We start from the raw sequence: 19,729 nt of genomic DNA, 5'->3' as shown, positions 1-19,729 counted from the left end.
GCTCTCGCTGCTGCCTGAATGAAGTTACACCATGCGTCTGAGAGAGAACAAATCGGCTGGTAGACGGCGAAAATGCGGGGTTACGGGCGGGGGTGCAGTGGCTCGTGGGACGGGAAGGATCGGCTGGTCAGGGGTAGAATGTGCCGAACCTCACGCGGGGGCTCACGGGGCCAGGTTCACGACCCAGTTCTCGTCTTGCCAGTCGATCTTGGTGGTGCCGTCGTAGATCGAGGGGGTGGCGGCCTTGTTGCCGGTGCGAGCGTCGAGGTCGGCGAGGTTCTTCGCGGCGGCAGTCTTGGCGGCATCGGACTGGGTGCCGTTGTTGATGCAGGCGGCGACGGATTCGGGGGCGCCGGATTCGGTGGCGATGGTGGCCAGGGCGGGGTTGCTCAGGTCGGAGCCGCCTTCGGAGGGCTGCTTCTTCGTGAACAGGGTTTCGTGGAACTTGCTGTAGATGGGCCCTGAACCCGTTTGGGCGACACAGAGATTCGCGGCTGTCGCGCGGGTGGAGTAGTCCTTGCTCTTGGACTGGGGGTCGAGGAAAGTGACGAGGTGGTAGTTCACCGCGAGCTTGCCTTCGTCGATCTTCTGGGCCAGTTCCTGGCCGTAGGCGGTTTCCATCGCGCCGCAGGCGGGGCAGATGGGGTCTTCGAAGATGTCGATGGTCTTGGGGGCCTCGGGGCGGCCGAGGCGGATGACGCCCTCGGGGGTGGTGGTGACCTGCACGGCGGCCTCGCGGACGGGGCCGTAGCCCTCGTTGCGGACGGCGGGCGGCGGTTCCGCGCTCCACTTGTAGGCAGCGAACACGATCAACCCGATGAGGACGACCGCCACCGCGGCCAGCGCGTAGGTGGTGTTGCTGGAAACGGGGCGCGGATTGTGCGAAGAACCGGCTGTGCTCACCCGTCCACTCTGCCTCGAGTCGCCGGCGGCGCGCCGCGCGGGCACGCCGAAATGGCGCTGACCTGCTACTGCGGCTTGTGGTAATCGCTGGGTCGACCGGCGGGAACCATGCCGTCACGCACCACCGGCTTACCGTCGGGGCTGCCGTCGCAGGCGCATTGCGGGTCGATGCCGTCGCCCGCGTGATCGGGGTGCTCCGGGTCTTCGGGGTGCTTGATCTGCGACGGCTCGGGAGTGAACACCCACACTGCGGCCGACACCGCCAGCACCGCACCGGTCACGGCCATGCCCACCCCGAACGACGTGCGTTCGGCCAACCAGCCGATGACGATCGGGCCGAGCACGGTGCCCAGATCGGCCGACATCTGGAACGCGGCCAGCACCGGACCGCCGCGGGCCCGCGACCCGATCACATCGGCCAGCGCCGCTTGCTGCACCGGACTGAACATCCCCGACCCCAGGCCCGCGATGAACGACGCGGCGAAGAACCACGGCAGCGTCGGCGCGAAACCGAGCGCACCGGTGCCGAGCGCGCAGATGACGGACCCGGCGATCAGGAACGGTTTCCGGCCGAGCCGGTCGGAGAGCCTGCCCGACAAGAACAACACGGCCGCGTTGCCCGCGGCGAACACCGTCAGCGCGACACCCGCCATGCCGACTTCCTGATGCAGCGTTTCCACGACGAGCAACGGAACGAATGCCATCCGCACACCGAACACCGCGATGCCACCGGCGAAACTAGACAGCAGCACCGCCCGATAGGCGGGCTCGGCCCACCCTTGCCGGAAGGTGAATTCGACAGGCTTCGCGCCGTTTTCGGGCGCGAGCACCGGCGATTCGCGCAGCCCGGCGAACACGATCACACACACCACGAGCAGCGCGACCATGTAGATCACGAACGGCGCACGCAGCCCGAAACCGGCCAGACTGCTGCCGACCAGCGGCCCGAACAACGACCCGATCAGGAAACTGGTCGAGTAGACGCCCGAAACCCGACCGCGCGCGGCGGGCGGTGACACCCGGATGATCAGCGCCATCGACGACACCGTGAACATCGTGGACCCGATGCCACCGAGCGAACGCAGCACCAGCAGTTGCCAATACGTCTGCGCCAGCGCGCACGCCCCGGTCGACAGCGCCACGATCACGATGCCCGCCAGATACACCCGCCGCTCGCCCAGCTTCTGCACGAGCCGCCCGCTGGCGGGCGCGAACAGCAACCGCATCAACGCGAACGCGCTCACGATCGCCGACGCCGCCGCGATGCCCACCCCGAATTCGCGGGCGTATTGCGGCAACACGGGCGCGACGAGACCGAACCCGAGCGCGATCACGAAGGCGGCCGCGATCAGTACCCAGATCTCGGCGGGTAGCCGGACTTTGGCAGGAGCGCTCACTCGCCCAGCGCCTGGTTCACCATCTCCTCGGCCGCGGCCTGTACCTGGGTGAGATGCTCGGGGCCGAGGAAGGACTCGGCGTAGATCTTGTATTTGTCCTCGGTGCCCGAGGGACGTGCGGCGAACCAGGCGTTCTCCGTGGTCACCTTCAGCCCACCCAGCGGCGCTCCGTTGCCGCGCGCGGTGGTGAGGATGCCGGTGATCTCCTCGCCCGCGATCTCGGTGCCGGTGACGGCCTCGGGGGTCAGGCGCGCGAGCTCGGCTTTCTGCTCGCTGGTGGCGGCGGCATCGATCCGCGCGTAGGCGGGGCTGCCGTATTGGCGTTCCAGTTCGCCGTACCTGGCCGACGGGGTCTGACCGGTGACGGCGGCGATCTCGGCGGCGAGCAGGGCGAGCAGGATGCCGTCCTTGTCGGTGGTCCACACGGTGCCGTCCATCCGCAGGAACGACGCGCCCGCGCTCTCCTCACCACCGAATGCCAGACTGCCACTGAACAATCCGGGCACGAACCACTTGAACCCGACCGGCACCTCGTACACGTCCCGCCCGAGCACGCCGACCACGCGGTCGACCATGGACGAGGTGACGACGGTCTTGCCGATCTTGGTGAGCGCATCCCACCACATCCGGTTCGCGACCAGGTATTCGATCGCGACGGCGAGGAAGTGGTTGGGGTTCATCAGGCCACCGTCGGGGGTGACGATGCCGTGCCGGTCGGCGTCGGCGTCGTTGCCGGTGGAGATGTCGTAGTCGTCCTTGATACCGACCAGTGCCGCCATGGCATGGCGTGAGGACGGATCCATCCGGATCTGGCCGTCGCTGTCGAGGGTCATGAAACGCCAGGTGGGGTCGACGAACGGGTTGACCACTTCGAGCTCGAGATCGAACCGCTGGCCGATCTCCTCCCAGTAGTCCACGCTCGCGCCGCCCATCGGGTCGGCGCCCATCCGGATGCCCGCGCCACGAATCGCGTCCAGGTTCAACGCGTTCGGCAGGTCGGAGACGTATTGGTCGAGGTAGTCGTAGCGCTGGACGTGGGTGTTCATCGCCTGATCGAGCGAAACCCGTTTGACCCCGGCCAGGCCGCCACGCAGCAGTTCGTTGGCGCGGGCGGCGATGGCGTCGGTGGCCTTGGTGTCGGCGGGGCCGCCGTGCGGTGGGTTGTATTTGAAGCCGCCGTCGCGCGGTGGGTTGTGCGAGGGGGTGACCACGATGCCGTCGGCCTGGTGCTTGGTACCGCCGCGATTGTGGTTCAGGACAGCGTGGCTCAGCGCGGGCGTGGGGGTGTAGCGGCCGCGAGCGTCGATCACCGCGGTGACGTCGTTGCCCGCCAGGACCTCGAGCGCGGTGGTCCACGCGGGTTCGGACAGGGCATGGGTGTCGCGCGCGAGGTAGACCGGCCCGGTGATGTCACGGGTGGCGCGGTATTCGACGATCGCCTGCGTCATCGCCATGATGTGGGCCTCGTTGAACGCGCTGTCCTCGCTGGACCCGCGGTGACCCGAGGTGCCGAACACCACCTGCTGGCTCGGCTCGTCCGGATCGGGGACGAGGCTGTAGTACGCGGTGACCAGGTGAGCGATGTCCACCAGGTCGGTCGGGCGGGCGGGCCGTCCGGCGCGATCGTGGGCCATGGTGGGTGTTCCCTTCCGTGTCGGCTGCGCGCGGCTGGTCATGAGAATCATGCGCACAACCACTGGGTCAGGGACGCGGCGGCGTACACCGCGGCCAGGCTCGCCGCGACGCTGATCACGACATTGCCCACGGCATACACGTAGGCGCCCTCGGTTACCAGACGGACCGTCTCGTAGCCGAACGTGCTGAACGTGGTCAGCGCACCACAGAAGCCGGTTGCCGCGAATGCCAGCAGCGAACTGCCCGCACTCGCGCCGATCAGACCCCCGAGCAACGCCGAACCGACAATGTTAACGGTTAGCGTCCCCCAAGGCAGCCCAGTCGGAAACCGCGCCGACATCTGCCGGTCGATCAGGTACCGGGCGGGCGCCCCCAGCATGCCACCGGCCATCACCAGCGCCACCGTCATGCCGCGCCTCCCGCTGTGGGAGCCCACATCTCGACCATCGGATGGCCCCCTTCCGTCGTCGAATTCATGCGAACCCCCGCCGCGCGACCCAGCGGGTCGCGCGCATGGCGACTGCCACGGCACCGAGTGCCGCGAGCACCGACAGGCCGAGATAGGCGACCGCCGTGCCCGTCGCACCGGTGCCGATGAGTCTACGAATCTCGAGGCTATAGGTGGAGAAAGTCGTGAAGCCCCCCAGCACACCGATTCCCAGGAACGGCCGCACGAGTTTCGGTGCTTCCCACAGTTCGGTGACCACGACCATGAGCACCCCGATCGCGAAGCAGCCGAGCACATTCACCGTCAACGTCGACCACGGGAATCGGCCGGGCAGTACCGGCCACCAGTGTCCGACGCCGAAACGGGCGGTGGCGCCGAGCCCCCCACCCACCGAGATCGCCGCGAGGACGGCCGGATCGAGCGCCGGGGGCCGCGATGCCATGCGTTGCCCTCCCGTCGGCCGATCCGTGTGGTGGTCGTCGCTCATCGTATCCAGACCCACCGACACCCGGGCGAGCGGTGCGCCCCGTGGCTAACTTTCAGCAGCCCACACCGACGAACGGCGATGGCCCGAACCGATTGTCGGTTCGGGCCATCGCCGGGTAGTTGTCCTGGATCAGTGCGCCAGCACCGGTTCGCCTTCGGCCGGGGCGGGCACGGTGTTCGGCATGATCGCCGCGATCACGATCGCGCCGAGTACGAAAGTGGCCGTCGCCCACCAGAAGCTGGTGGTGTAGCTCTCGATCGCGCCCTGCGCCATCGTGAGCGGGCCCGGTTGGTGCGAGGACACGTAGTCGGTCATCGCCGAGGCCGCGATGGTGCTGAGCAGCGCGGTACCGATGGACCCACCGACCTGCTGGCTGGTGTTGACCATCGCCGAGGCGACGCCGGCGTCCTCGTGCTGCACGCCCGCCGTCGCACCCTGGAACGCGACCGACATCGCACCACCGAGGCCGAGGCCGAGCAGTACCAGCGCGGGCAGGATATGGGTGACGTAGCCCGAGTCCAGACCGATCCGGGTGAGCCACAGCATGCCCGCGGCGGCGATGAGGAATCCACCGCTGATGACGATCTTGGGACCGACCTTCGGCAGCAGCAGCGACGGCGCGGTGGTCGAGGAGACCACCATGCCCGCCACCATCGGCAGGAAGGCCAGACCGGTGACGATCGGCGTGTACGCCAGGGTCAGCTGCATGTAGAAGGTGAGGAACAAGAAGATCGCGAACATGCCGATGCCCATGACGAACACGGTCAGGTACGACGCGCCACGGGTGCGGTCGGCGACGATGCGCAACGGCAGCAACGGGTGCGCGACCTTGGTCTCGATCCACACGAAGGCCGCGAGCAGCACGGCGCCACCGATCAGGAAGGCCAGCGTGGTCGGGTCGCTCCAGCCGTTGGACTCGGCGTGCGAGAAGCCGTAGACGATGCCGAACAGCGCGGCGGTGACGGTGATCGTGCCGTACCAGTCGAGCTTGGGACGCGAGGTCGAGGTGTGCTTGGCCAGCAACAGCACGGCACCGACGAGCGCGACGGCGGCGAAGATCAGGTTGACGTACATCGCCCAGCGCCACGACGCCCATTCGGTGAGCACGCCACCGAGCAGCAGGCCGATCGCACCACCGGCACCGGCGACGGCACCGAAGATGCCGAACGCCTTGGACCGCTCACCGGGTTCGGTGAAGGTGACCGTGAGCAGTGAGAGCGCGGCGGGCGCGAGCAGCGCACCGAACACACCCTGGCCGACGCGGGCCGCGACGAGCATCTCGAAGCTGGTGGCCGCACCGCCGATGGCCGAGGCCACCGCGAAGCCGACGAGCCCGACGATGAAGGTGTTGCGGCGACCGAACAGGTCGCTGAGCCTGCCGCCGAGCAGCAGGAGGCTACCGAAGGCGAGGGCGTAGCCGGTGATGACCCACTGCCGGTCACCATCGCCGAAGCCGAGATCGGCCTGGGCCGCGGGCAGCGCGATATTGACGATCGTCGCATCGAGCACGACCATCAGCTGGGCGATGCCGAGTACGGCAAGCACCCACCAGCGCAGGGCGTGCGAGCCGCGGCGACCGGTATCCGCGGGGCTCTCCAGCCCGGTGTCGAGTGTGGTGGTCATAACTCCCCTAGTTGGTCTGCGGGTGGTTTCAGGTGGCATAATCGGAGATACCGCCTCCGCTTCATTCGAAGCTACCAGAGTAACGGAGAAACGACCTCCACTTAATCCCCGGATTGATAGGATGTACTTGTGAATCACGCCACGACGACTGCCACACCACCCCGCAGACTGCGCGCCGACGCCGCGCGCAATCAGCAACGCATCGTCGCGGCCGCCCGTGAGCTATTCGCCGATCATGGCCTCGAGATCACCCTCGACGACGTCGCCGAGCGCGCCGGAGTCGGCGTCGGCACGGTGTATCGGCGCTTCGCGAACAAGAAGGAACTGATCGCCGAGGTCTTCGACCAGCACGTGAAGGACTTCGCCGACGCGGCTGACGCGGCCATGAGCAACCCGGACGCCTGGCTCGCGCTCGTCGAGTTCTTCGAGAGTGCGTGCAAACACCTGGCGACCAACCGCGGTTTCGGCGAGGTCATGCTCGAACTCGAGGAAGATCCGGCCCGTTTCGCCGAGTTGCGCGACCGGATCCAACCGGCGGTCGCGGGCATCATCGATCGCGCTCGCGCGGCGGGCGCGGTGGACCCCGACATCGCGACCACCGACTTCTTCGCGCTGATCCACATGGTCAATTCCCTCGCGGAGTTCGCTGGGCCGATCAATTCCGAAGTGTGGCAACGGTATATGGCCATCGCACTCAACGGCGTGCGCACCGACGCGGTGCCGCGCAGGCCACTGCTGGTCGCGCCGATGACCAACGAGGAAGTCGAGCAGGCCAAGGCCGCCGGCTGCCTCGGACGCCGTCGCTGAGCCGAAACCTGTCCAACCAGTAGCGCGCGTCACAGTGCATCCTCTACTGTTGGACACATGACCAAGAGCACCTGGGTGAACTGGGCAGGCCAGCAGAGCTGCACACCCGCCGTCGTCGCCGCGCCGCGTGACGTCGAGGAACTGGCCGCGATAGTCACCGAATCGGCCGCCGCCGGGCGGACCGTGCGCGTCGCCGGGTCGGGACATTCGTTCACCGACGCCGTGCTCACCGACGGCACGCTGATCGACCTCAGCGGTCTGGACAAGGTTCTCGACGTCGACTCCGCCACCGGACGCGTGCGGGTGGAGGCCGGGATCTCGCTGCACGCGGCGAGCCCGCTGCTGCACGGACACGGCCTGGCCTTCCCCAATCTCGGTGACATCGATACGCAGAGCCTCGCGGGCGCCACCGCCACCGCCACCCACGGCACCGGCGCCCGGCTGCGCAATATCTCCGCGGCACTGCACTCGGTGGAGGTGCTGCGCGCGGACGGCACCCGGGTGGAGCTCAACGAGCAGACCGACGCCGACGGCTGGAAGGCGGCGCGGGTCAGCGTCGGCGCGCTCGGCGTCGTCACCGCGGCCACCCTGCAACTCGAACCGTCGTTCGTGCTGGAGTGCGTCGAGCGGCCGGTGCCGCTGGACGAGGTGCTCGCCGACATCGACGAATTCGCCGACGGCAGTGACCATTTCGAATTCTTCGCGTTCCCGCACAGCGCCACGGCGATGACCAAGGCCATCGATCGCACGCAGGCGCCGGAGCAGCCGCGCGGCACGATGAGCGAGTGGATCAACGACATCCTGATCGCCAACCATGTCTACGACGGCATGTGCAAGCTCGGTCGGCGAATTCCCGCCGCCATCCCCATGATTCACCGCGCGGCCACGCTCGCCGGTAGCAACAACCGGCAGGTCGACCGTTCCTACCGCGTGTTCTCCACCCCGCGACTGGTGAAGTTCAACGAGATGGAATACGCGATCCCGCGCGCGCACGCGGCCGAGGCCATTCGCGAGATCCTGGCGCTGGGAAGGCAATTCGGCACACCGATGCCGATCGAGGTGCGCTGGGTCGCACCCGACGACGCCTTCCTGTCCCCCGCGGGCGGACGCGACACCTGCTACATCGCGGTGCACCAGTATCAGGGCATGGTGTGGGAACCGTACTTCCGCGCGTGCGAGGCGGTCTTCGACGCCTACGACGGCAGGCCGCACTGGGGCAAACGCCACTTCCAGACCGCCGAGACACTGCGCTCGCGCTACCCCGACTGGGACCGCTTCACCGCGGTCCGACGCCGCTTCGACCCCACCGGGGTATTCGCCAACGACTACGTGCACCGGGTACTCGGCTTACTCGACTGACGTCCCGGCCGCGCGGACACTCCTCGGACAACCGGGTCGCCGGTTCGTCCACACCAGCCCCCGCCGCAGCGCGCTGATGGAATGATGGGGGTGATATCCGAAGCGCCACAAGCACTTCGCCCCTGCGCCGAAAGGGCGACCATGGCCCACACTCCCCGCGTGTTGTTCGTCTGCGTCCACAATGCGGGCCGATCACAGATGGCGGCGGGTCTCCTGCGCGCCATGGCCGGTGACCGGATCGAGGTGCGCACCGCGGGCAGTGAACCGGCTGCCGCGCTGAACCCCGCCGCGGTGGCGGCCATGGCCGAGATCGCGATCGATATCGCGGGCGAACGGCCGACCCCGCTCACCGACGATGTCGTGGGGCTCTCGGATGTGGTGGTCACGATGGGGTGCGCCGAGGTGTGCCCGTACTTTCCCGGGATCAGCTATCGCGACTGGGTGCTGTCGGATCCGGCCGGGCAGCCCATCGAGGTAGTGCGCGGCATTCGCGACCACCTGCAGATCCTGATCGGCAATCTGATCGCCGAACTGCTGCCGGTACCCGCCCGCTGACACGTCCGATTCGTTCAAGACGCACCCGCGATCGAGTGTTTACGCTGCGAATATGACTCCACAGCTTGATGTCGTGTCCGTTGTTGTTTCCGATATGGCCGCTTCGGTGGCCTTCTACCGCAGGCTGGGACTGGTCTTCCCGGACGGCGCCGAAGCCGAGGGGCATGCCGAGGCCGTGATCGGCGGCGGCCTTCGGCTGGCGCTGGACACCGAGGCGACGATCGCCTCCTTCGCGCCCGATTGGCAGCCGCCGACCGGTCCCGGCCGCAGCAGTCTCGCCTTCCGATGCGCCGATCCGGCCGAGGTCGACAAGCTCTACGCCGAACTCGTCGACGCCGGCCATCACGGCGAACTCCCACCGTGGGATGCCTTCTGGGGTCAGCGCTACGCCTCGCTCACCGACCCCGACGGGCACGGAATCGACCTCTACGCGCCGTTGCCCGCCGAATAGGACGACCAGTCGTGGGGGTCGCGCTGACGCTGCTGATAGCGGCCGAGCATCTCGCGGACCTCGTCGCTGACCGGGGGTTCTCCGGTGAGCCTGGTCCACAGGTGCGCGTCGTGCTCGGTGAGCGTCACCGGTCCCGTCGCCGCCACGTCGACGACGAAGGTGAACTGCCTGGTGCGGGCGCCCGCACCGGTCAGGTAGTCGAAATCACCGAGGTAGTCGGCGACTCCGGTGACCTCGAGCCCGGTTTCCTCCGCGACTTCGCGGGCCAGCGCTTCGTCGAGTGCCTCACCCGGCTCGACGACGCCGCTGGGCAACTCCCACCGGCCACCCAGGAAATCCGATCGTCGGCGGCGCAGGATGAGCACTCGATGATGGCGGACGACGACCGCGCCGACAACAAGCCGACGGATTTCGTCTCGTTCTGCCTCGATACGGAGCGTGGAGTACACGGATTCGTCGATCATCAGGTCACATCCTCTCGTCGGTGTTCGGACTGGACTGAGCACTTGCGACGGGGCGTGCACTAGTGAGCCTAAACCTTCCGTCACGCTGTGCCGAATGAGACTTTCCGGGCGGTGAGACGCCCGGTCAGCCGGTTTGCAGGGTGCGCACCGAGCATCCCGCCAGGTCACGGACCTCGCGGGACAGGTGCGCCTGGTCGGCGAAGCCGGTCACGGCGGCGATGTGCGCGGCCGGAATTCCGGTGCGAAGCGCCGCGAGCGCACGTTGAAATCGAAGAACACGGGCCAACATCTTGGGGCCGTAGCCGAAGGCGAACAGGGAGCGCCGGTGCAGCATCCGGGCCGACATGCTCGTCCGATCGGCGGTTTCGGCGACCGTCGCGCCCGCCGAGAGGGCATCGACGACGGCGGTGAGCGCCGGATCGGCAGGGCCGGTGTCGGCGGCGAATCGTAATGCGATCGCTTCCAGGGCCGCAACGCGGTCGGGCGCGTTGTCGATGCGGTCGACGAGTTCGCGGGTGGTGCGCGACGGTGCGATCTCGGCCAGGTCGACCCGCTGGTTCAGCAGTTCCACCGCCGGAACCCCGAGCAACGTGGGAGCGGTGCCCGGCGCGAACCTGATGCCGACGAATTCCCTGGCCCGCGCGGCAGGCGCGAGGAACGCGCGACTGTCCGGACCCGCCACCATCAGCGTGCCCTCGGTCCAGATCAGATCCATGCAACCGTCGGGGAAGACCGTGACGGGGCCGGTGGCGGCGGGCATGGTGCGCGACCAGAGCACCGCTCGGTCCAGCCGCGATTCACGTTCCCGGTATTCCGCCACACTTCGACGGTAGTCCCGCCCACCGACAGGTAGCTGCCGCACCGTGATCACCCGGTACGTAAGATCTGACGGCACGACGTTCGGCTCGGCAGAGGGGTGCCAATGCAACCGACAGCATCAGTGCGGGGTGGACGGCCGCGGGTGGCGGGATTTCCCGGTGCGGATATAGATATCGAGCCGGACGTGTGGTCGGGTGCGTCTGTCGACGACGACCGGATCAGGGCGTTGGCTGTCGGTGCGTACTACGGCCGCAGCTGGGGTGCGCAATGCGACGGTGTCGCGTTCCTCCCGGAGGAGCCCGACAGCGCGTCGACGCGGCGGGAGACCGCGATCGAAGGACTGCACGAGTCGTGGGGCGTCGACAACGCCGACGACGCGCACGACACCGTACGGCGGTTGCTGGCCGGGATGCACGCGCCGCTGTTCGAACTCGTCCATCCGCTCGCCGTGATGGCCGCGACCGACACCGGCCGGGTCGATCGGTCGGGGTTGGCCGACGAACACCGCGAATTCCTGCACACCCTCTCGGGTTTCCGCGGGTATCGCGGGCCCGCCGGGATCGATCGCGACTACGACGCCTGGTTACAGGCCATCAAACTCGGCATCACCGACAGCCTGCCGACACCGCTCCAGATCGACGCCACCGCATGGGATCTGGCACGGCTGGTGTTCATCGCCCGCGCCGCGTGCACGGCGGGATACCTGACCGAAGACGAGGCGTGGGAACACATGCTGACCGGGCTGGACCGGGCGCGTCAGCACTATCGCAACTGGCGCCAGTTCGGTGACGGGTTCCTCACCGGTGCGATCTTCTGGGCGGCCACACAAGATCTGTCAGCCGCGAAAAGCCAAGTGGCCGAACGTAGGCGGATGATCGCGGGGCTGCACCTCCGACCGTCGAGTCCGTGGCGGCGGGTGTCGCTGCATCCGGGTGCGCCGGTGTTCAGCCCGGCATCGTCAGCATGATGCCGACGGCTTGACGGCGGAACGGATCGTCGTCGACCATGCCCAGTTTGCGGCGTTCCACCAGCAGTTGCCATTCGCCGAAGAGGTCGGCCGAGCAGGGCATCGACTGGGTGATGGATCCGTCGACGTGCTCGATCTCGCAGGCCAGGCGGACGGCCTCGGTGATGCGGGTGAAGTCGGCGGGTTCCCAGTCGACGAAATCGAGGTCGGTGCCCGCACCCGAGATCCGCAGGGTCGCGACCTGTCCGGGGGCCGTGAGCACGTCGGCGCCGGTGAGAACCGAGACCGGGAATTCGTAGACCGCCCACGCGGAGACGAACAGCAGGCGCAGGGTCGTGATCGCGACCAGTCCCGGAGCGCCCTCGTGGCCCGCCTGGGCCAGTTCGAGGACGTACTCGTCGGGCCGGGCACAGCGGTGCAGGATGTCGATCTCGCGTAAGGAGTTGCCCGCGTGCCGCATTCGGCGTGCGGCCGCCGTGACATCGGGGCGTTGCGGGCCGTTCGAACCCGGCACCGTGTGCGGCGGAACGAGATTCGGGCGGGGCGGGAACACCCTGCGTAGGCTGATCAGGTCGCGTTCGACCGCCCTGATCAGCGCCTGCGCCTGTTCGCGTAGGCCGGTTTCGAGGAACACCGGCACCGGATGACGATCCGTCGGCGCACCGTTCACCACGAACTGCGCCGACCGGAAGAACAGCAGCAACGCCATCTGCCCGTCCTCGGTGTTCGCGAGCGCGATCCTGCCCAGCTCGGCCACCCCGACGTCGAGCGCGATCTCGTTGTCGGCGCGCAGCGGCGTCGTCACCAACCGCCCGTCCGCGTACCGGACCGCGACTCGCGCACCCCATACTTCGATCAAAGCCACGTCCCTCCTGGCCTGCCCCGCATCGGTGGATCCTACCGAGGGGCCATCGCGGGCGGGGCGATGGTCCTGCCGATGGTGTTCGACGGTGCGCCGAGGTGGCAGGCTGTACGCATGCCCGATGAACAGGAAGTCTCCGCCGAACAGTCCGCGGACGCGATCGAAACTCCGGAGGAGGCGACGAAGCGGCGGTTCCGTGAGGCGCTCGAGCGGAAGAACGGCCACTCCTCCGCGGGTGGGGCCGCCCAGAATTCCGCCAAAGTGCGGGGGACGCACGCGCAGGCAGGCGGGAAGCGCACCTTCCGCCGTCGCGCCGGCGGATAGCCCCGCGCCGGGCGGGTGACCCCTTCCATGAGCAGCCCTGCGCCGCGGTGATCACCGTGCGGCGCAGGGCTTTTCGATGGAGCGGGAGCTACTGCAAGCGGGAGGTATCGGCGTCCGCTTCGGTTCGGACGGCGTCCTCGAAGGTGGCGCCGCTGTCGGCTTCGCTGAAGACCAGCCAGCATCCCCGGATGGCGCCGAGCAGGTCTTCGAGCAGATCGATCGCGGGGCGAGTGGGGTCGAGGCGGCAGATGCGGTAGCCGTCGGTCCAGTCGTCGAGATCGTCGTCCTCGTCGTCGCGTTCCTCGATTTCCTGCGCGGCTTCGATGATGCCGTCCAGGTCGCGAACCTTGCCCTCGGAGACCGCGATGGCATCGGCGATCAGGTCGACCACCACCTGGGTGGGCGTCTCCCCCGCGCCGAGCCGCTCCAGGACCACGGTCGGCGTCTCGACCTGGAGGGCTTCGATATCGTCTGCCTCGGCGACCACGTCCACCGGCTCCAGGCCCGTGACCTCGCCCGCCACCGTCGCCGCGGCTCGCAGCCAGTGCGCGGCGGCGACCGAGGCGGCGGCGGGATCCAGTTCGGTGAACAGGTCGATCGTGCCGAGAGGATTGGCCCGGAGCAGGGTGTCCGCCGCGTGCACCTGCACCGGGGAGATCTCCGGGCGGGTGAGTTCGACGGCCTGCCTGGCTCGACCTGCCAGATCGCCCAGTTCCGCGGCCGTGATCGCCGCCTGCTCGGTGAGCACCTCGTTCACGACCCGATCCACCAGGCTCGCGTCACCGATCGCATGCAGCACGCGGCCCACATGGTGCGCGGATTCCTCGATGGGGCTGTAGAACACCAGCATGCACCCGTCGTCGTCGGGCAGATTGGGGGTGCGCAGCGCGGCTTCGACCTTCGCGAAGCGATTACGCTCCTCCGCCCGCCGCCACGCTTCCCCGTTCACGACATCGGGATCCCCGGCGGCGGTCGCCGGATGGGTGTAGGTCCGCCACTGGAACCGCGCCAGACTCGCCAAGGCCGCCGCCAGCTCCACGCCGTGTTCGGCGCCCGGCACCTCGGCGATCGTCTCGGCGACATCACCGCGACCGGTCCCCCAGGTGGCGACCAGCGTTCCCGCCCCCGAGTCGTATGCATACCGCGTCATTCGCTCAGTTCTACGTGGCCCACCCGCACCGCCCTTCACCAGGGTCTACCGGATCAGAGCGGAGCCCGTCCGACGCCGGGGACGAACCGCCCCGTCGCCGCGAGGTAGGCGCGGTAGTTCGCGCCGTGGACCCGCGTCAGATAGGGCTCTTCGACGGCCCGTACCTGCAGCTCGATAGTCACCAGCAACAGCGCGAACGCGACGATCGCGACAGCGTTCGGGATGATCAGCGTGACACCGCCCGCGAAGACGAGCATCGCGGTGAAGATCGGGTTGCGAACCAGACCGAACACCCCGGTGTCGACCAACGTCGTCGTCTCGCTGGGATCGACCCCGATGCGCCACGATTCGCCCATCTCGAGCTGCGCGTACAGCGTTGCCGCGATACCCGCGACGGCGAGCACGAATCCGGCGGCCTGAATCGGCATCGCGGACAGCGCCCCGATCGGGGCTACGACGCCGGCCAGCTGCAGCACCGACGACGCCGTGCCGACCACGATCGCGGCGACGAAACCGACGCCGGCGAGCCATTCGAGCGAGCCGGGTCGTCCGCTGATGCCGTGGAAACCGGTCGACCCTGTGGCTTGATACTGGCGCCAACTACGCCAGCCGAAGCCGAGCAGGCCGAAAACCAGGTACAGAACGAATGCGCAGATCGCCATCATCAGGTGTTTCCTCGATCGTCGTTGTCACAGCAGCCACGGGGACCGACATCGGTAGACGTTGTCGTGCAGCAGGTTTCGCCCTTCCAGGCGTTGATTCCTTCTTTCACCGCGATCACCGCGATCACCAGCGCCGCGAGCGGATCGGCCCACGACCAGCCGAACAGGCTGTTGAGCAGCAGGCCGACCAGCAACACGGCCGAAAGGTAGGTACACAGCAGGGTTTGCTTGGAATCGGCCACAGCGGAGGCGGACCCGAGCTCGCGCCCTGCTCTCCGTTGCGCGGCGGACAACACCGGCATGATCAGCAGACTCGCGGCCGCCAGCCCGATCCCGACCGTCGAATGCCGTGTCTCGCCGACCCCGAGCAGCGAGCGGACGGCGTCGACAGCGACATAGCCGGCCAGCGCGAAGAACGAGAACGCGATGACCCGCAGCGCCACCTTCTCCCGCGCCTGCGGATCGCGCCCGGCGAACTGCCACGCCACCGCGGCCGCCGAGGACACCTCGATCACCGAGTCCAGCCCGAACCCGATCAGCGCGGACGAGGACACCCGCGCGCCTTCGCTCAGCGCGACGACCGCCTCGACCACGTTGTAGCTGATCGTCGCCGCGACCAACCACCGAATCCGCGTCGTCAACACCGCCTTGCGCACCGGACTCGGCGCGATCAGCACGGGCATCCCGATCGACTCCATCAGCAGCAGCCGTCCGATTCCGCCGCCGGGCAGCAGGCCGGATCGACGGCGAGCACCAGCCCGACCAGGTCGTCCAAGGCCCGCCCGATCCGCGGATCCGCCAGCTCATACCGGCTACGACGACCCTCGGGAACCGCGACGACCAAACCGCATCCACGCAGACAGGCCAGATGGTTGGACAGAATCTGCCGCGAGACACCGATCGCTTCGGCCAGCTCCGACGGATAGCCGGGTTCCTTCCGCAGACTCAGCAGGATCTTGGTTCTGGTCGAGTCCGAGAGGGCGTAGCCGAACCGGGACAGCGCGTCGGTCTGCACCGTGGATTCCATACCTCATACGGTACATCAGAATCTGTATTCAGAACAGGATGTACTGATAGTGCCGCTGACAGCCCGCGCCTGCGATGCGTTTGCTGGACAGCATGTAGGCATTGATCTCGCTGCCCTGACGGGAACTTGTGGCCGACAACCCGTGAATCTGCCTTGCCCAGAACTGAATTCAAGAATAGTGAGCCAGCGTTCAGGTCGACCTGCACCACGCACCGAAAGGCACCACCCATGAGAATCCTCGCCCTGTTGGCCGGGCTCGCCGTCCTCGGTACTCTCCTGCTCGCCGACAACTGGAACCCCGTACGCGCCGGGGTCTACGCGGTAGCGTGGCTCGCCGTCGCATTCATCCTGATCAAGTTCGCCCGGAGGTAGACCCGTGCCCAGACCCGGACCACGTCGACCCGTGCTCGCGCTGCGCATGTCCGATGACCAGATCGTCGCCCTGGACGACCAGGCCATCGCCGAGGAGCTGCTCACCAAGCAGGGCGAGCCGAACCGATCCGAGCTGATCAGGATCATGGTCGAATACGCACATCAGAACATGCCCGCCGGCTGGCGCCCGGAGGGCTGGACCTACCGCGGCTGACACGCCTGGAGCTGCCGGGAAGCGAACCCGGGTCCTCCGCCGCGTCGCAGATTCGGCAGCTTGCTGACCTGCGGTTGCATTCCAATCGGTCCGGCCTCCAGTGCCCTGCTTCCGCTCCCGGTGTGGGCGAAATGTGGGCCCCGAGTCCGAGCCGATTCTGGCTCTCTGGGCTGGCTTCACAGCCGCGTTTCCATCGCCCGGCGGATGAGCAGCCGGGCAGGGTCCCCAGTGGCGGCCTGGCGGGCGAGCGCGTCGAACGCACGGAGATAGATCAGGATCTCGCGGGGTTGGGTCACCCGCAGTTCCGCCGTGATCGCTTCGACCGTGGCGAGCCGCTGATCGAACAGGACGAAGTTCGTCGCCTGTATCGGCATCTCGGCTTTCGCGGGGATGATGCCCAGCAGCACCCTGGACAAGCCCGCCACGGCAAGCAGGCGATCCAGTTGGCCGACCATGACCGCGTCGTCGCCGACCGTGGTGTGTAGCGCCTGTTCGGCGATGAGAATGTGGAACTTCCGCCGACCCGAGTACAAGAGCTGTTGACGTTCGATGCGCGCGGCGACGCCCTGGTCTACGTCGTCGGGCGTCCGATAGAACTCGACGTAACGGCGAAGAACGGCAGTCGCGTAGTCCGCTGTTTGCAAAATGCCGGGGATGATCTGCGGTTGGTAGATCCGGATCATCTCGGCTGACTCGGCTAGGCGGATGTTCGCCTTCTGCTGCCGGTGTGTGCCGGTGCCCAGGACCTTGCGCCACTCGGTGTAGGCCGTTTCGAGGTTGTGCAGGGTCGCCAGCAGATCGGCGAGCTGGTCGAGGGTGCCGGTGTGGGCGCAATAGGCGCGTAGGTCGTCGGATGACGGTGTCTGTCGGCCGTTCTCGATCTTCGAGACCTTCGCCTCGCCCCAACCGGCGAGGTCAGCCAGGGCGCGGCCGGTAATGCCTGCTGTACGGCGAAGCTCCCGGAGCCTGGCCCCGAGAGCTTCCCGCGCGTCTGCCGGATTGGTCACCCGGCGAACTCTCCGAACGGAACAGCCACGTTCCACAGCCGGTCACGAGTCGCGACGAAATGATCGACTACGGCCGAGTCGGTGGTGACCGCCAAGCCTGCCGGGGCTCCGCGTTCGTCGGTCAGGTTGTAGACGACCCGCTCGTCATCGAACAGCCACGCATCATCCGGCGGGATCTCTCCGGCGTCGTGACGTGGCACGTACCGGATGTTTTCGCCCGCTTCGACGTTGTGGCCGGTGACCGACAGCAACCATCGCTGATAGTCCGACAGCGGTATGGTGACCACCCGGACACGGCTCACGCTCACGCCGCGTTCGGTCGTTTCCCGCATGAGCGCCTGCCACGGTGTCGCGGTGTAGGGCGCTGGCTCGCCAGCGAGGAACGCACGCAGACGTTCGTCCTCGTCGGCGACGAAATAGGTGTCTCGGCACTCGAAATGGAACGCTGACCGCTTGGTTTCCCGGAACAGCCCGGGCCACAGGTCAGGCTCGGCGTTGGGCCGATAGCGCACCGTAAAAGGTCCTTTCGAGCTTGGGGACCTCGATAGCCGACTCGTCGGCGGCGAGGTTCATCTGTGCGAGCGTTTCCGGGTCGGTAATCGGTCGGCCGGTCAGGGTGAACGTGCCCCTACCGCTGTCGGCCATCGGTACCCCGACGTAGGTATCTGGTTGGGCGAAACCTAGGAGCAAGTGCGGGATTTCGACGGTTTCCGGTGAGTCCGTCTGCCATCCCTGCACCGCGTAGGTGCCGCTGTCGGTGGCGAACAGTGTCGGGCAGCCGCCCGAGTCGCTGCCGCCGTTGCCGAGGAACGTTAGGCGCATATCGCTACCCCCTGGTGAGAACTTGCGCGAGCTTTCCCGTACTCCCACATCGTCCCACCGTGTCACACAGGTTGTCGCCTGTTCAGACCAGTTGGAGCAAGTTCAAGAAAGTTCCTGTCCAGGCGGTTGTACAAACCCATACCGTCAGCTCCAACGCTCCCGGCGGGTTTGAACTAGGAGTCCCCGCCGGGAGTGAAACCCGAAGAGCACCAGGAGGCCGCGATGCTCCCGCAGTGGACACCCAGAACCGAACGCCCGCACCCGATCAACGTTGCGCCACCGAGCGTGATCAGGCGACTGCTCGCAGCGCTCGAGGCGTGGCCGACGAACAAGCAGCCCTCATGACCAGCCAGACGAAGGCCCAGCTTGCCGACCTGACCGAACGCGCCGCACGCCGGTCGATGACCATCACATCCACCCCGGAAGGCTGGCAACTCGCCTCGGCTTGGAGGGTGGTTGTTGTGGGTGACGTGGACGCCATCGCCGCATGGTTGAGCGCCGCAGAAACCTACGACCGCCGCCCCCGGCAGTACTTCCCGGCCGGATGCCAGGCGGACACGTGATCGTGATCGGGTGGGTGATCGTGATCGGCCTACCAGCCATCGTGTTCGTCGCAGCCGTGTGGCCAAAGCGCGACCAGTGAACAAGGGTCTTGTTCGGCCACCCGAAGCGTGTGTGCGCCGATACCCTGAGCACTCAGTATCAGGGGAGTGATCGTCACCGTGGATAACAGCCGTCGTCCTATCGATCCTTACGTTCTACTTCGATGAGCTGAGCCAGACAGCCGAGTGCGTGATTCACCGTGGTGCTGGGGAGACTTGCTGCCGCAGGATGTGGGCAAAGTGTGGGCAGCAGGCTGAATCTGCCCGTACTCAGCGCATAAAAAAAGTCCCTGACCTGCGTTAACAGGCCAGAGACTCTTGGTGGAGCTGCCGGGAATCGAACCCGGGTCCTCCGCCGTGTCTTCAGGGCTTCTCCGTGTGCAGTTCGCTGTGTCTCTGCTTGGATCTCCAAGTCTCGCGAACAAGCCTGGATGACGATCCCAGTCGCTGTTAGATGTCCCCTCCGACTCCGCGACCGAGCCGAACGGTAATTCCCTCTAGCTGATGCCAGTACCCGGGTCGAGGGACGAACCCGGACTGACAGAGACGACCTGGCTACTTAGGCAGCGAGGGCGTACTCGCGCTGATTGGAATCGGCGCTTAATTGGTTGCAGCGACGCTTACGGTGGTCTCTTGCCTGCACCGACACGCTTCCCCTGAATCAACGTACGCAGTCGAAACCGTTCAGCCCCGTACGTGCCCGCACCGTGCGGGCTAGTCATATTAACACCGGCGCGGGGTGAGATCTTCCCATTATTTCTGCCAGCTCGCG

General features: G+C 67.2%; 25 protein-coding genes, 1 tRNA gene and 1 other RNA gene. 9 read left to right on the top strand and 18 right to left on the bottom strand.

Translation table 11 applies throughout. The features are described 5' to 3' along the window. Positions 1–162: 162 nt before the first annotated feature. The 6 genes from ACFVJ5_RS16690 to ACFVJ5_RS16665 form a co-directional block, all read right to left on the bottom strand. Positions 163–903, bottom strand: a complete 741-nt coding sequence (locus ACFVJ5_RS16690) for a DsbA family protein (protein ID WP_379220986.1) — start codon at positions 901–903, stop codon at positions 163–165. A gap of 65 nt (positions 904–968) precedes the next feature. Further along, positions 969–2,300 (bottom strand): MFS transporter, encoded by a 1,332-nt coding sequence (locus ACFVJ5_RS16685; RefSeq protein WP_379220984.1) that lies wholly within the window; start codon positions 2,298–2,300, stop codon positions 969–971. Continuing rightward, positions 2,297–3,934, bottom strand: a complete 1,638-nt coding sequence (pgm, locus tag ACFVJ5_RS16680; protein ID WP_379220982.1) for a phosphoglucomutase (alpha-D-glucose-1,6-bisphosphate-dependent) — start codon at positions 3,932–3,934, stop codon at positions 2,297–2,299. Before pgm ends, ACFVJ5_RS16685 begins: the two co-directional genes overlap by 4 nt. 47 nt (positions 3,935–3,981) lie before the next feature. After that, positions 3,982–4,344, bottom strand: a complete 363-nt coding sequence (crcB, locus tag ACFVJ5_RS16675) for a fluoride efflux transporter CrcB (protein WP_379220980.1) — start codon at positions 4,342–4,344, stop codon at positions 3,982–3,984. A 64-nt stretch (positions 4,345–4,408) separates the two neighbouring features. Then, on the bottom strand, positions 4,409–4,825 hold the full coding sequence (gene crcB, locus ACFVJ5_RS16670; protein WP_379220978.1) for a fluoride efflux transporter CrcB: 417 nt from the start codon (positions 4,823–4,825) through the stop codon (positions 4,409–4,411). 174 nt (positions 4,826–4,999) lie between these two features. Further along, positions 5,000–6,493 carry an MFS transporter gene (locus tag ACFVJ5_RS16665; protein WP_379220976.1) on the bottom strand — a complete coding sequence of 498 codons (1,494 nt, stop codon included), beginning with the start codon at positions 6,491–6,493 and terminating at the stop codon, positions 5,000–5,002. A gap of 129 nt (positions 6,494–6,622) precedes the next feature. On the opposite strand from ACFVJ5_RS16665, the gene ACFVJ5_RS16660 reads away from it, so the two are divergent. The 4 genes from ACFVJ5_RS16660 to ACFVJ5_RS16645 all read left to right on the top strand — a co-directional run bounded on the left by ACFVJ5_RS16660 (position 6,623) and on the right by ACFVJ5_RS16645 (position 9,665). Continuing rightward, positions 6,623–7,300 carry a TetR/AcrR family transcriptional regulator gene (locus tag ACFVJ5_RS16660; RefSeq protein ID WP_358070330.1) on the top strand — a complete coding sequence of 226 codons (678 nt, stop codon included), beginning with the start codon at positions 6,623–6,625 and terminating at the stop codon, positions 7,298–7,300. 57 nt (positions 7,301–7,357) lie between these two features. Continuing rightward, positions 7,358–8,659 carry a D-arabinono-1,4-lactone oxidase gene (locus ACFVJ5_RS16655; protein ID WP_379220974.1) on the top strand — a complete coding sequence of 434 codons (1,302 nt, stop codon included), beginning with the start codon at positions 7,358–7,360 and terminating at the stop codon, positions 8,657–8,659. A 141-nt stretch (positions 8,660–8,800) separates the two neighbouring features. Beyond that, the gene (locus ACFVJ5_RS16650; protein ID WP_379220972.1) at positions 8,801–9,214 is read left to right on the top strand and encodes a heat-shock protein HtpX; all 414 of its coding nucleotides are present in this window, start codon (positions 8,801–8,803) and stop codon (positions 9,212–9,214) included. Positions 9,215–9,266: 52 nt separating this feature from the next. Beyond that, complete coding sequence (locus ACFVJ5_RS16645) at positions 9,267–9,665, top strand: VOC family protein (RefSeq protein WP_379220970.1); 399 nt, start codon at positions 9,267–9,269, stop codon at positions 9,663–9,665. On the opposite strand, the gene ACFVJ5_RS16640 is transcribed toward ACFVJ5_RS16645, so the two are convergent. Together ACFVJ5_RS16640 and ACFVJ5_RS16635 are read right to left on the bottom strand one after the other, a co-directional pair. Then, positions 9,641–10,129 carry an NUDIX domain-containing protein gene (locus tag ACFVJ5_RS16640; protein WP_379220968.1) on the bottom strand — a complete coding sequence of 163 codons (489 nt, stop codon included), beginning with the start codon at positions 10,127–10,129 and terminating at the stop codon, positions 9,641–9,643. The genes ACFVJ5_RS16645 and ACFVJ5_RS16640 overlap by 25 nt on opposite strands. Positions 10,130–10,253: 124 nt before the next feature. Beyond that, positions 10,254–10,949, bottom strand: coding sequence for a helix-turn-helix domain-containing protein (locus tag ACFVJ5_RS16635; protein WP_379220967.1), 696 nt, complete (start codon positions 10,947–10,949; stop codon positions 10,254–10,256). Positions 10,950–11,090: 141 nt separating this feature from the next. Between ACFVJ5_RS16635 and ACFVJ5_RS16630 the strand changes: the two genes are divergently transcribed. Then, positions 11,091–11,915: a DUF1266 domain-containing protein gene (locus tag ACFVJ5_RS16630; RefSeq protein WP_379220965.1), complete on the top strand. Its 825-nt coding sequence runs from the start codon at positions 11,091–11,093 to the stop codon at positions 11,913–11,915. Here the strand turns inward: ACFVJ5_RS16630 and ACFVJ5_RS16625 are convergent. After that, the gene (locus ACFVJ5_RS16625) at positions 11,893–12,780 is read right to left on the bottom strand and encodes a hypothetical protein (protein ID WP_379220964.1); all 888 of its coding nucleotides are present in this window, start codon (positions 12,778–12,780) and stop codon (positions 11,893–11,895) included. The genes ACFVJ5_RS16630 and ACFVJ5_RS16625 overlap by 23 nt on opposite strands. Before the next feature lie 111 nt (positions 12,781–12,891). Between ACFVJ5_RS16625 and ACFVJ5_RS16620 the strand changes: the two genes are divergently transcribed. Next, entirely contained in the window at positions 12,892–13,101 is a 210-nt protein-coding gene (locus ACFVJ5_RS16620; protein WP_063816119.1) for a DUF5302 domain-containing protein, read from the top strand. Positions 13,102–13,189: 88 nt separating this feature from the next. Here the strand turns inward: ACFVJ5_RS16620 and ACFVJ5_RS16615 are convergent, their stop codons facing one another. Genes ACFVJ5_RS16615 through ACFVJ5_RS16600 form a run of 4 tightly spaced genes read right to left on the bottom strand, consistent with a single transcriptional unit; the run spans position 13,190 to position 15,940 of the window. Further along, positions 13,190–14,251, bottom strand: coding sequence for a hypothetical protein (locus ACFVJ5_RS16615; protein WP_379220962.1), 1,062 nt, complete (start codon positions 14,249–14,251; stop codon positions 13,190–13,192). Positions 14,252–14,304: 53 nt separating this feature from the next. Beyond that, entirely contained in the window at positions 14,305–14,913 is a 609-nt protein-coding gene (locus tag ACFVJ5_RS16610) for a methyltransferase family protein (protein WP_379221881.1), read from the bottom strand. Positions 14,914–14,915: 2 nt separating this feature from the next. Continuing rightward, positions 14,916–15,596: a cation transporter gene (locus ACFVJ5_RS16605; RefSeq protein ID WP_379220960.1), complete on the bottom strand. Its 681-nt coding sequence runs from the start codon at positions 15,594–15,596 to the stop codon at positions 14,916–14,918. A 14-nt stretch (positions 15,597–15,610) separates the two neighbouring features. Beyond that, a complete protein-coding gene (locus ACFVJ5_RS16600; protein ID WP_378704461.1) occupies positions 15,611–15,940 on the bottom strand; it encodes an ArsR/SmtB family transcription factor in 330 nt (109 codons plus the stop codon). Between the two features lie 228 nt (positions 15,941–16,168). Here ACFVJ5_RS16600 and ACFVJ5_RS16595 point away from each other — a divergent pair, with 228 nt between their 5' ends. Beyond that, on the top strand, positions 16,169–16,312 hold the full coding sequence (locus ACFVJ5_RS16595; protein WP_379220958.1) for a hypothetical protein: 144 nt from the start codon (positions 16,169–16,171) through the stop codon (positions 16,310–16,312). A 4-nt stretch (positions 16,313–16,316) separates the two neighbouring features. Further along, positions 16,317–16,526, top strand: a complete 210-nt coding sequence (locus tag ACFVJ5_RS16590; RefSeq protein WP_379220957.1) for a hypothetical protein — start codon at positions 16,317–16,319, stop codon at positions 16,524–16,526. 6 nt (positions 16,527–16,532) lie between these two features. Here ACFVJ5_RS16590 and ACFVJ5_RS16585 read toward each other — a convergent pair. The 4 genes from ACFVJ5_RS16585 to ACFVJ5_RS16570 all read right to left on the bottom strand — a co-directional run bounded on the left by ACFVJ5_RS16585 (position 16,533) and on the right by ACFVJ5_RS16570 (position 18,355). Then, positions 16,533–16,609: transfer RNA gene (locus ACFVJ5_RS16585), tRNA-OTHER, on the bottom strand. Positions 16,610–16,702: 93 nt separating this feature from the next. Next, a complete protein-coding gene (locus ACFVJ5_RS16580) occupies positions 16,703–17,533 on the bottom strand; it encodes a helix-turn-helix domain-containing protein (protein ID WP_378632988.1) in 831 nt (276 codons plus the stop codon). Then, complete coding sequence (locus ACFVJ5_RS16575) at positions 17,530–18,045, bottom strand: DUF6879 family protein (RefSeq protein WP_379220955.1); 516 nt, start codon at positions 18,043–18,045, stop codon at positions 17,530–17,532. Before ACFVJ5_RS16575 ends, ACFVJ5_RS16580 begins: the two co-directional genes overlap by 4 nt. Continuing rightward, positions 18,017–18,355, bottom strand: a complete 339-nt coding sequence (locus tag ACFVJ5_RS16570; protein ID WP_378632983.1) for a hypothetical protein — start codon at positions 18,353–18,355, stop codon at positions 18,017–18,019. The genes ACFVJ5_RS16575 and ACFVJ5_RS16570 overlap by 29 nt, the downstream gene beginning before the upstream one ends. A 233-nt stretch (positions 18,356–18,588) precedes the next feature. Between ACFVJ5_RS16570 and ACFVJ5_RS16565 the strand changes: the two genes are divergently transcribed. Beyond that, the gene (locus ACFVJ5_RS16565) at positions 18,589–18,918 is read left to right on the top strand and encodes a hypothetical protein (protein ID WP_379220953.1); all 330 of its coding nucleotides are present in this window, start codon (positions 18,589–18,591) and stop codon (positions 18,916–18,918) included. A gap of 358 nt (positions 18,919–19,276) precedes the next feature. On the opposite strand, the gene ssrA is transcribed toward ACFVJ5_RS16565, so the two are convergent. After that, positions 19,277–19,649: a transfer-messenger RNA gene (gene ssrA / locus ACFVJ5_RS16560) on the bottom strand. Positions 19,650–19,729: the final 80 nt, after the last annotated feature.

The sequence above is a fragment of the Nocardia sp. NPDC127606 genome, from assembly GCF_042671725.1.
Classification (GTDB): domain Bacteria; phylum Actinomycetota; class Actinomycetes; order Mycobacteriales; family Mycobacteriaceae; genus Nocardia.
This window is presented reverse-complemented; position numbering and strand designations above follow the sequence as displayed.

What these genes read in the sequence shown, in the direction of transcription:
- pgm (WP_379220982.1), bottom strand. Translation starts at nt 3,934, where the DNA reads ATGGCCCACGATCGCGCCGGACGGCCCGCCCGCCCGACCGACCTGGTG.
- crcB (WP_379220980.1), bottom strand. Translation starts at nt 4,344, where the DNA reads ATGACGGTGGCGCTGGTGATGGCCGGTGGCATGCTGGGGGCGCCCGCC.
- crcB (WP_379220978.1), bottom strand. Translation starts at nt 4,825, where the DNA reads ATGGCATCGCGGCCCCCGGCGCTCGATCCGGCCGTCCTCGCGGCGATC.
- ACFVJ5_RS16665 (WP_379220976.1), bottom strand. Translation starts at nt 6,493, where the DNA reads ATGACCACCACACTCGACACCGGGCTGGAGAGCCCCGCGGATACCGGT.
- ACFVJ5_RS16655 (WP_379220974.1), top strand. Translation starts at nt 7,358, where the DNA reads ATGACCAAGAGCACCTGGGTGAACTGGGCAGGCCAGCAGAGCTGCACA.
- ACFVJ5_RS16650 (WP_379220972.1), top strand. Translation starts at nt 8,801, where the DNA reads ATGGCCCACACTCCCCGCGTGTTGTTCGTCTGCGTCCACAATGCGGGC.
- ACFVJ5_RS16645 (WP_379220970.1), top strand. Translation starts at nt 9,267, where the DNA reads ATGACTCCACAGCTTGATGTCGTGTCCGTTGTTGTTTCCGATATGGCC.
- ACFVJ5_RS16640 (WP_379220968.1), bottom strand. Translation starts at nt 10,129, where the DNA reads ATGATCGACGAATCCGTGTACTCCACGCTCCGTATCGAGGCAGAACGA.
- ACFVJ5_RS16620 (WP_063816119.1), top strand. Translation starts at nt 12,892, where the DNA reads ATGCCCGATGAACAGGAAGTCTCCGCCGAACAGTCCGCGGACGCGATC.
- ACFVJ5_RS16615 (WP_379220962.1), bottom strand. Translation starts at nt 14,251, where the DNA reads ATGACGCGGTATGCATACGACTCGGGGGCGGGAACGCTGGTCGCCACC.
- ACFVJ5_RS16610 (WP_379221881.1), bottom strand. Translation starts at nt 14,913, where the DNA reads ATGGCGATCTGCGCATTCGTTCTGTACCTGGTTTTCGGCCTGCTCGGC.
- ACFVJ5_RS16605 (WP_379220960.1), bottom strand. Translation starts at nt 15,596, where the DNA reads ATGCCCGTGCTGATCGCGCCGAGTCCGGTGCGCAAGGCGGTGTTGACG.
- ACFVJ5_RS16600 (WP_378704461.1), bottom strand. Translation starts at nt 15,940, where the DNA reads ATGGAATCCACGGTGCAGACCGACGCGCTGTCCCGGTTCGGCTACGCC.
- ACFVJ5_RS16595 (WP_379220958.1), top strand. Translation starts at nt 16,169, where the DNA reads ATGAGAATCCTCGCCCTGTTGGCCGGGCTCGCCGTCCTCGGTACTCTC.
- ACFVJ5_RS16570 (WP_378632983.1), bottom strand. Translation starts at nt 18,355, where the DNA reads ATGCGCCTAACGTTCCTCGGCAACGGCGGCAGCGACTCGGGCGGCTGC.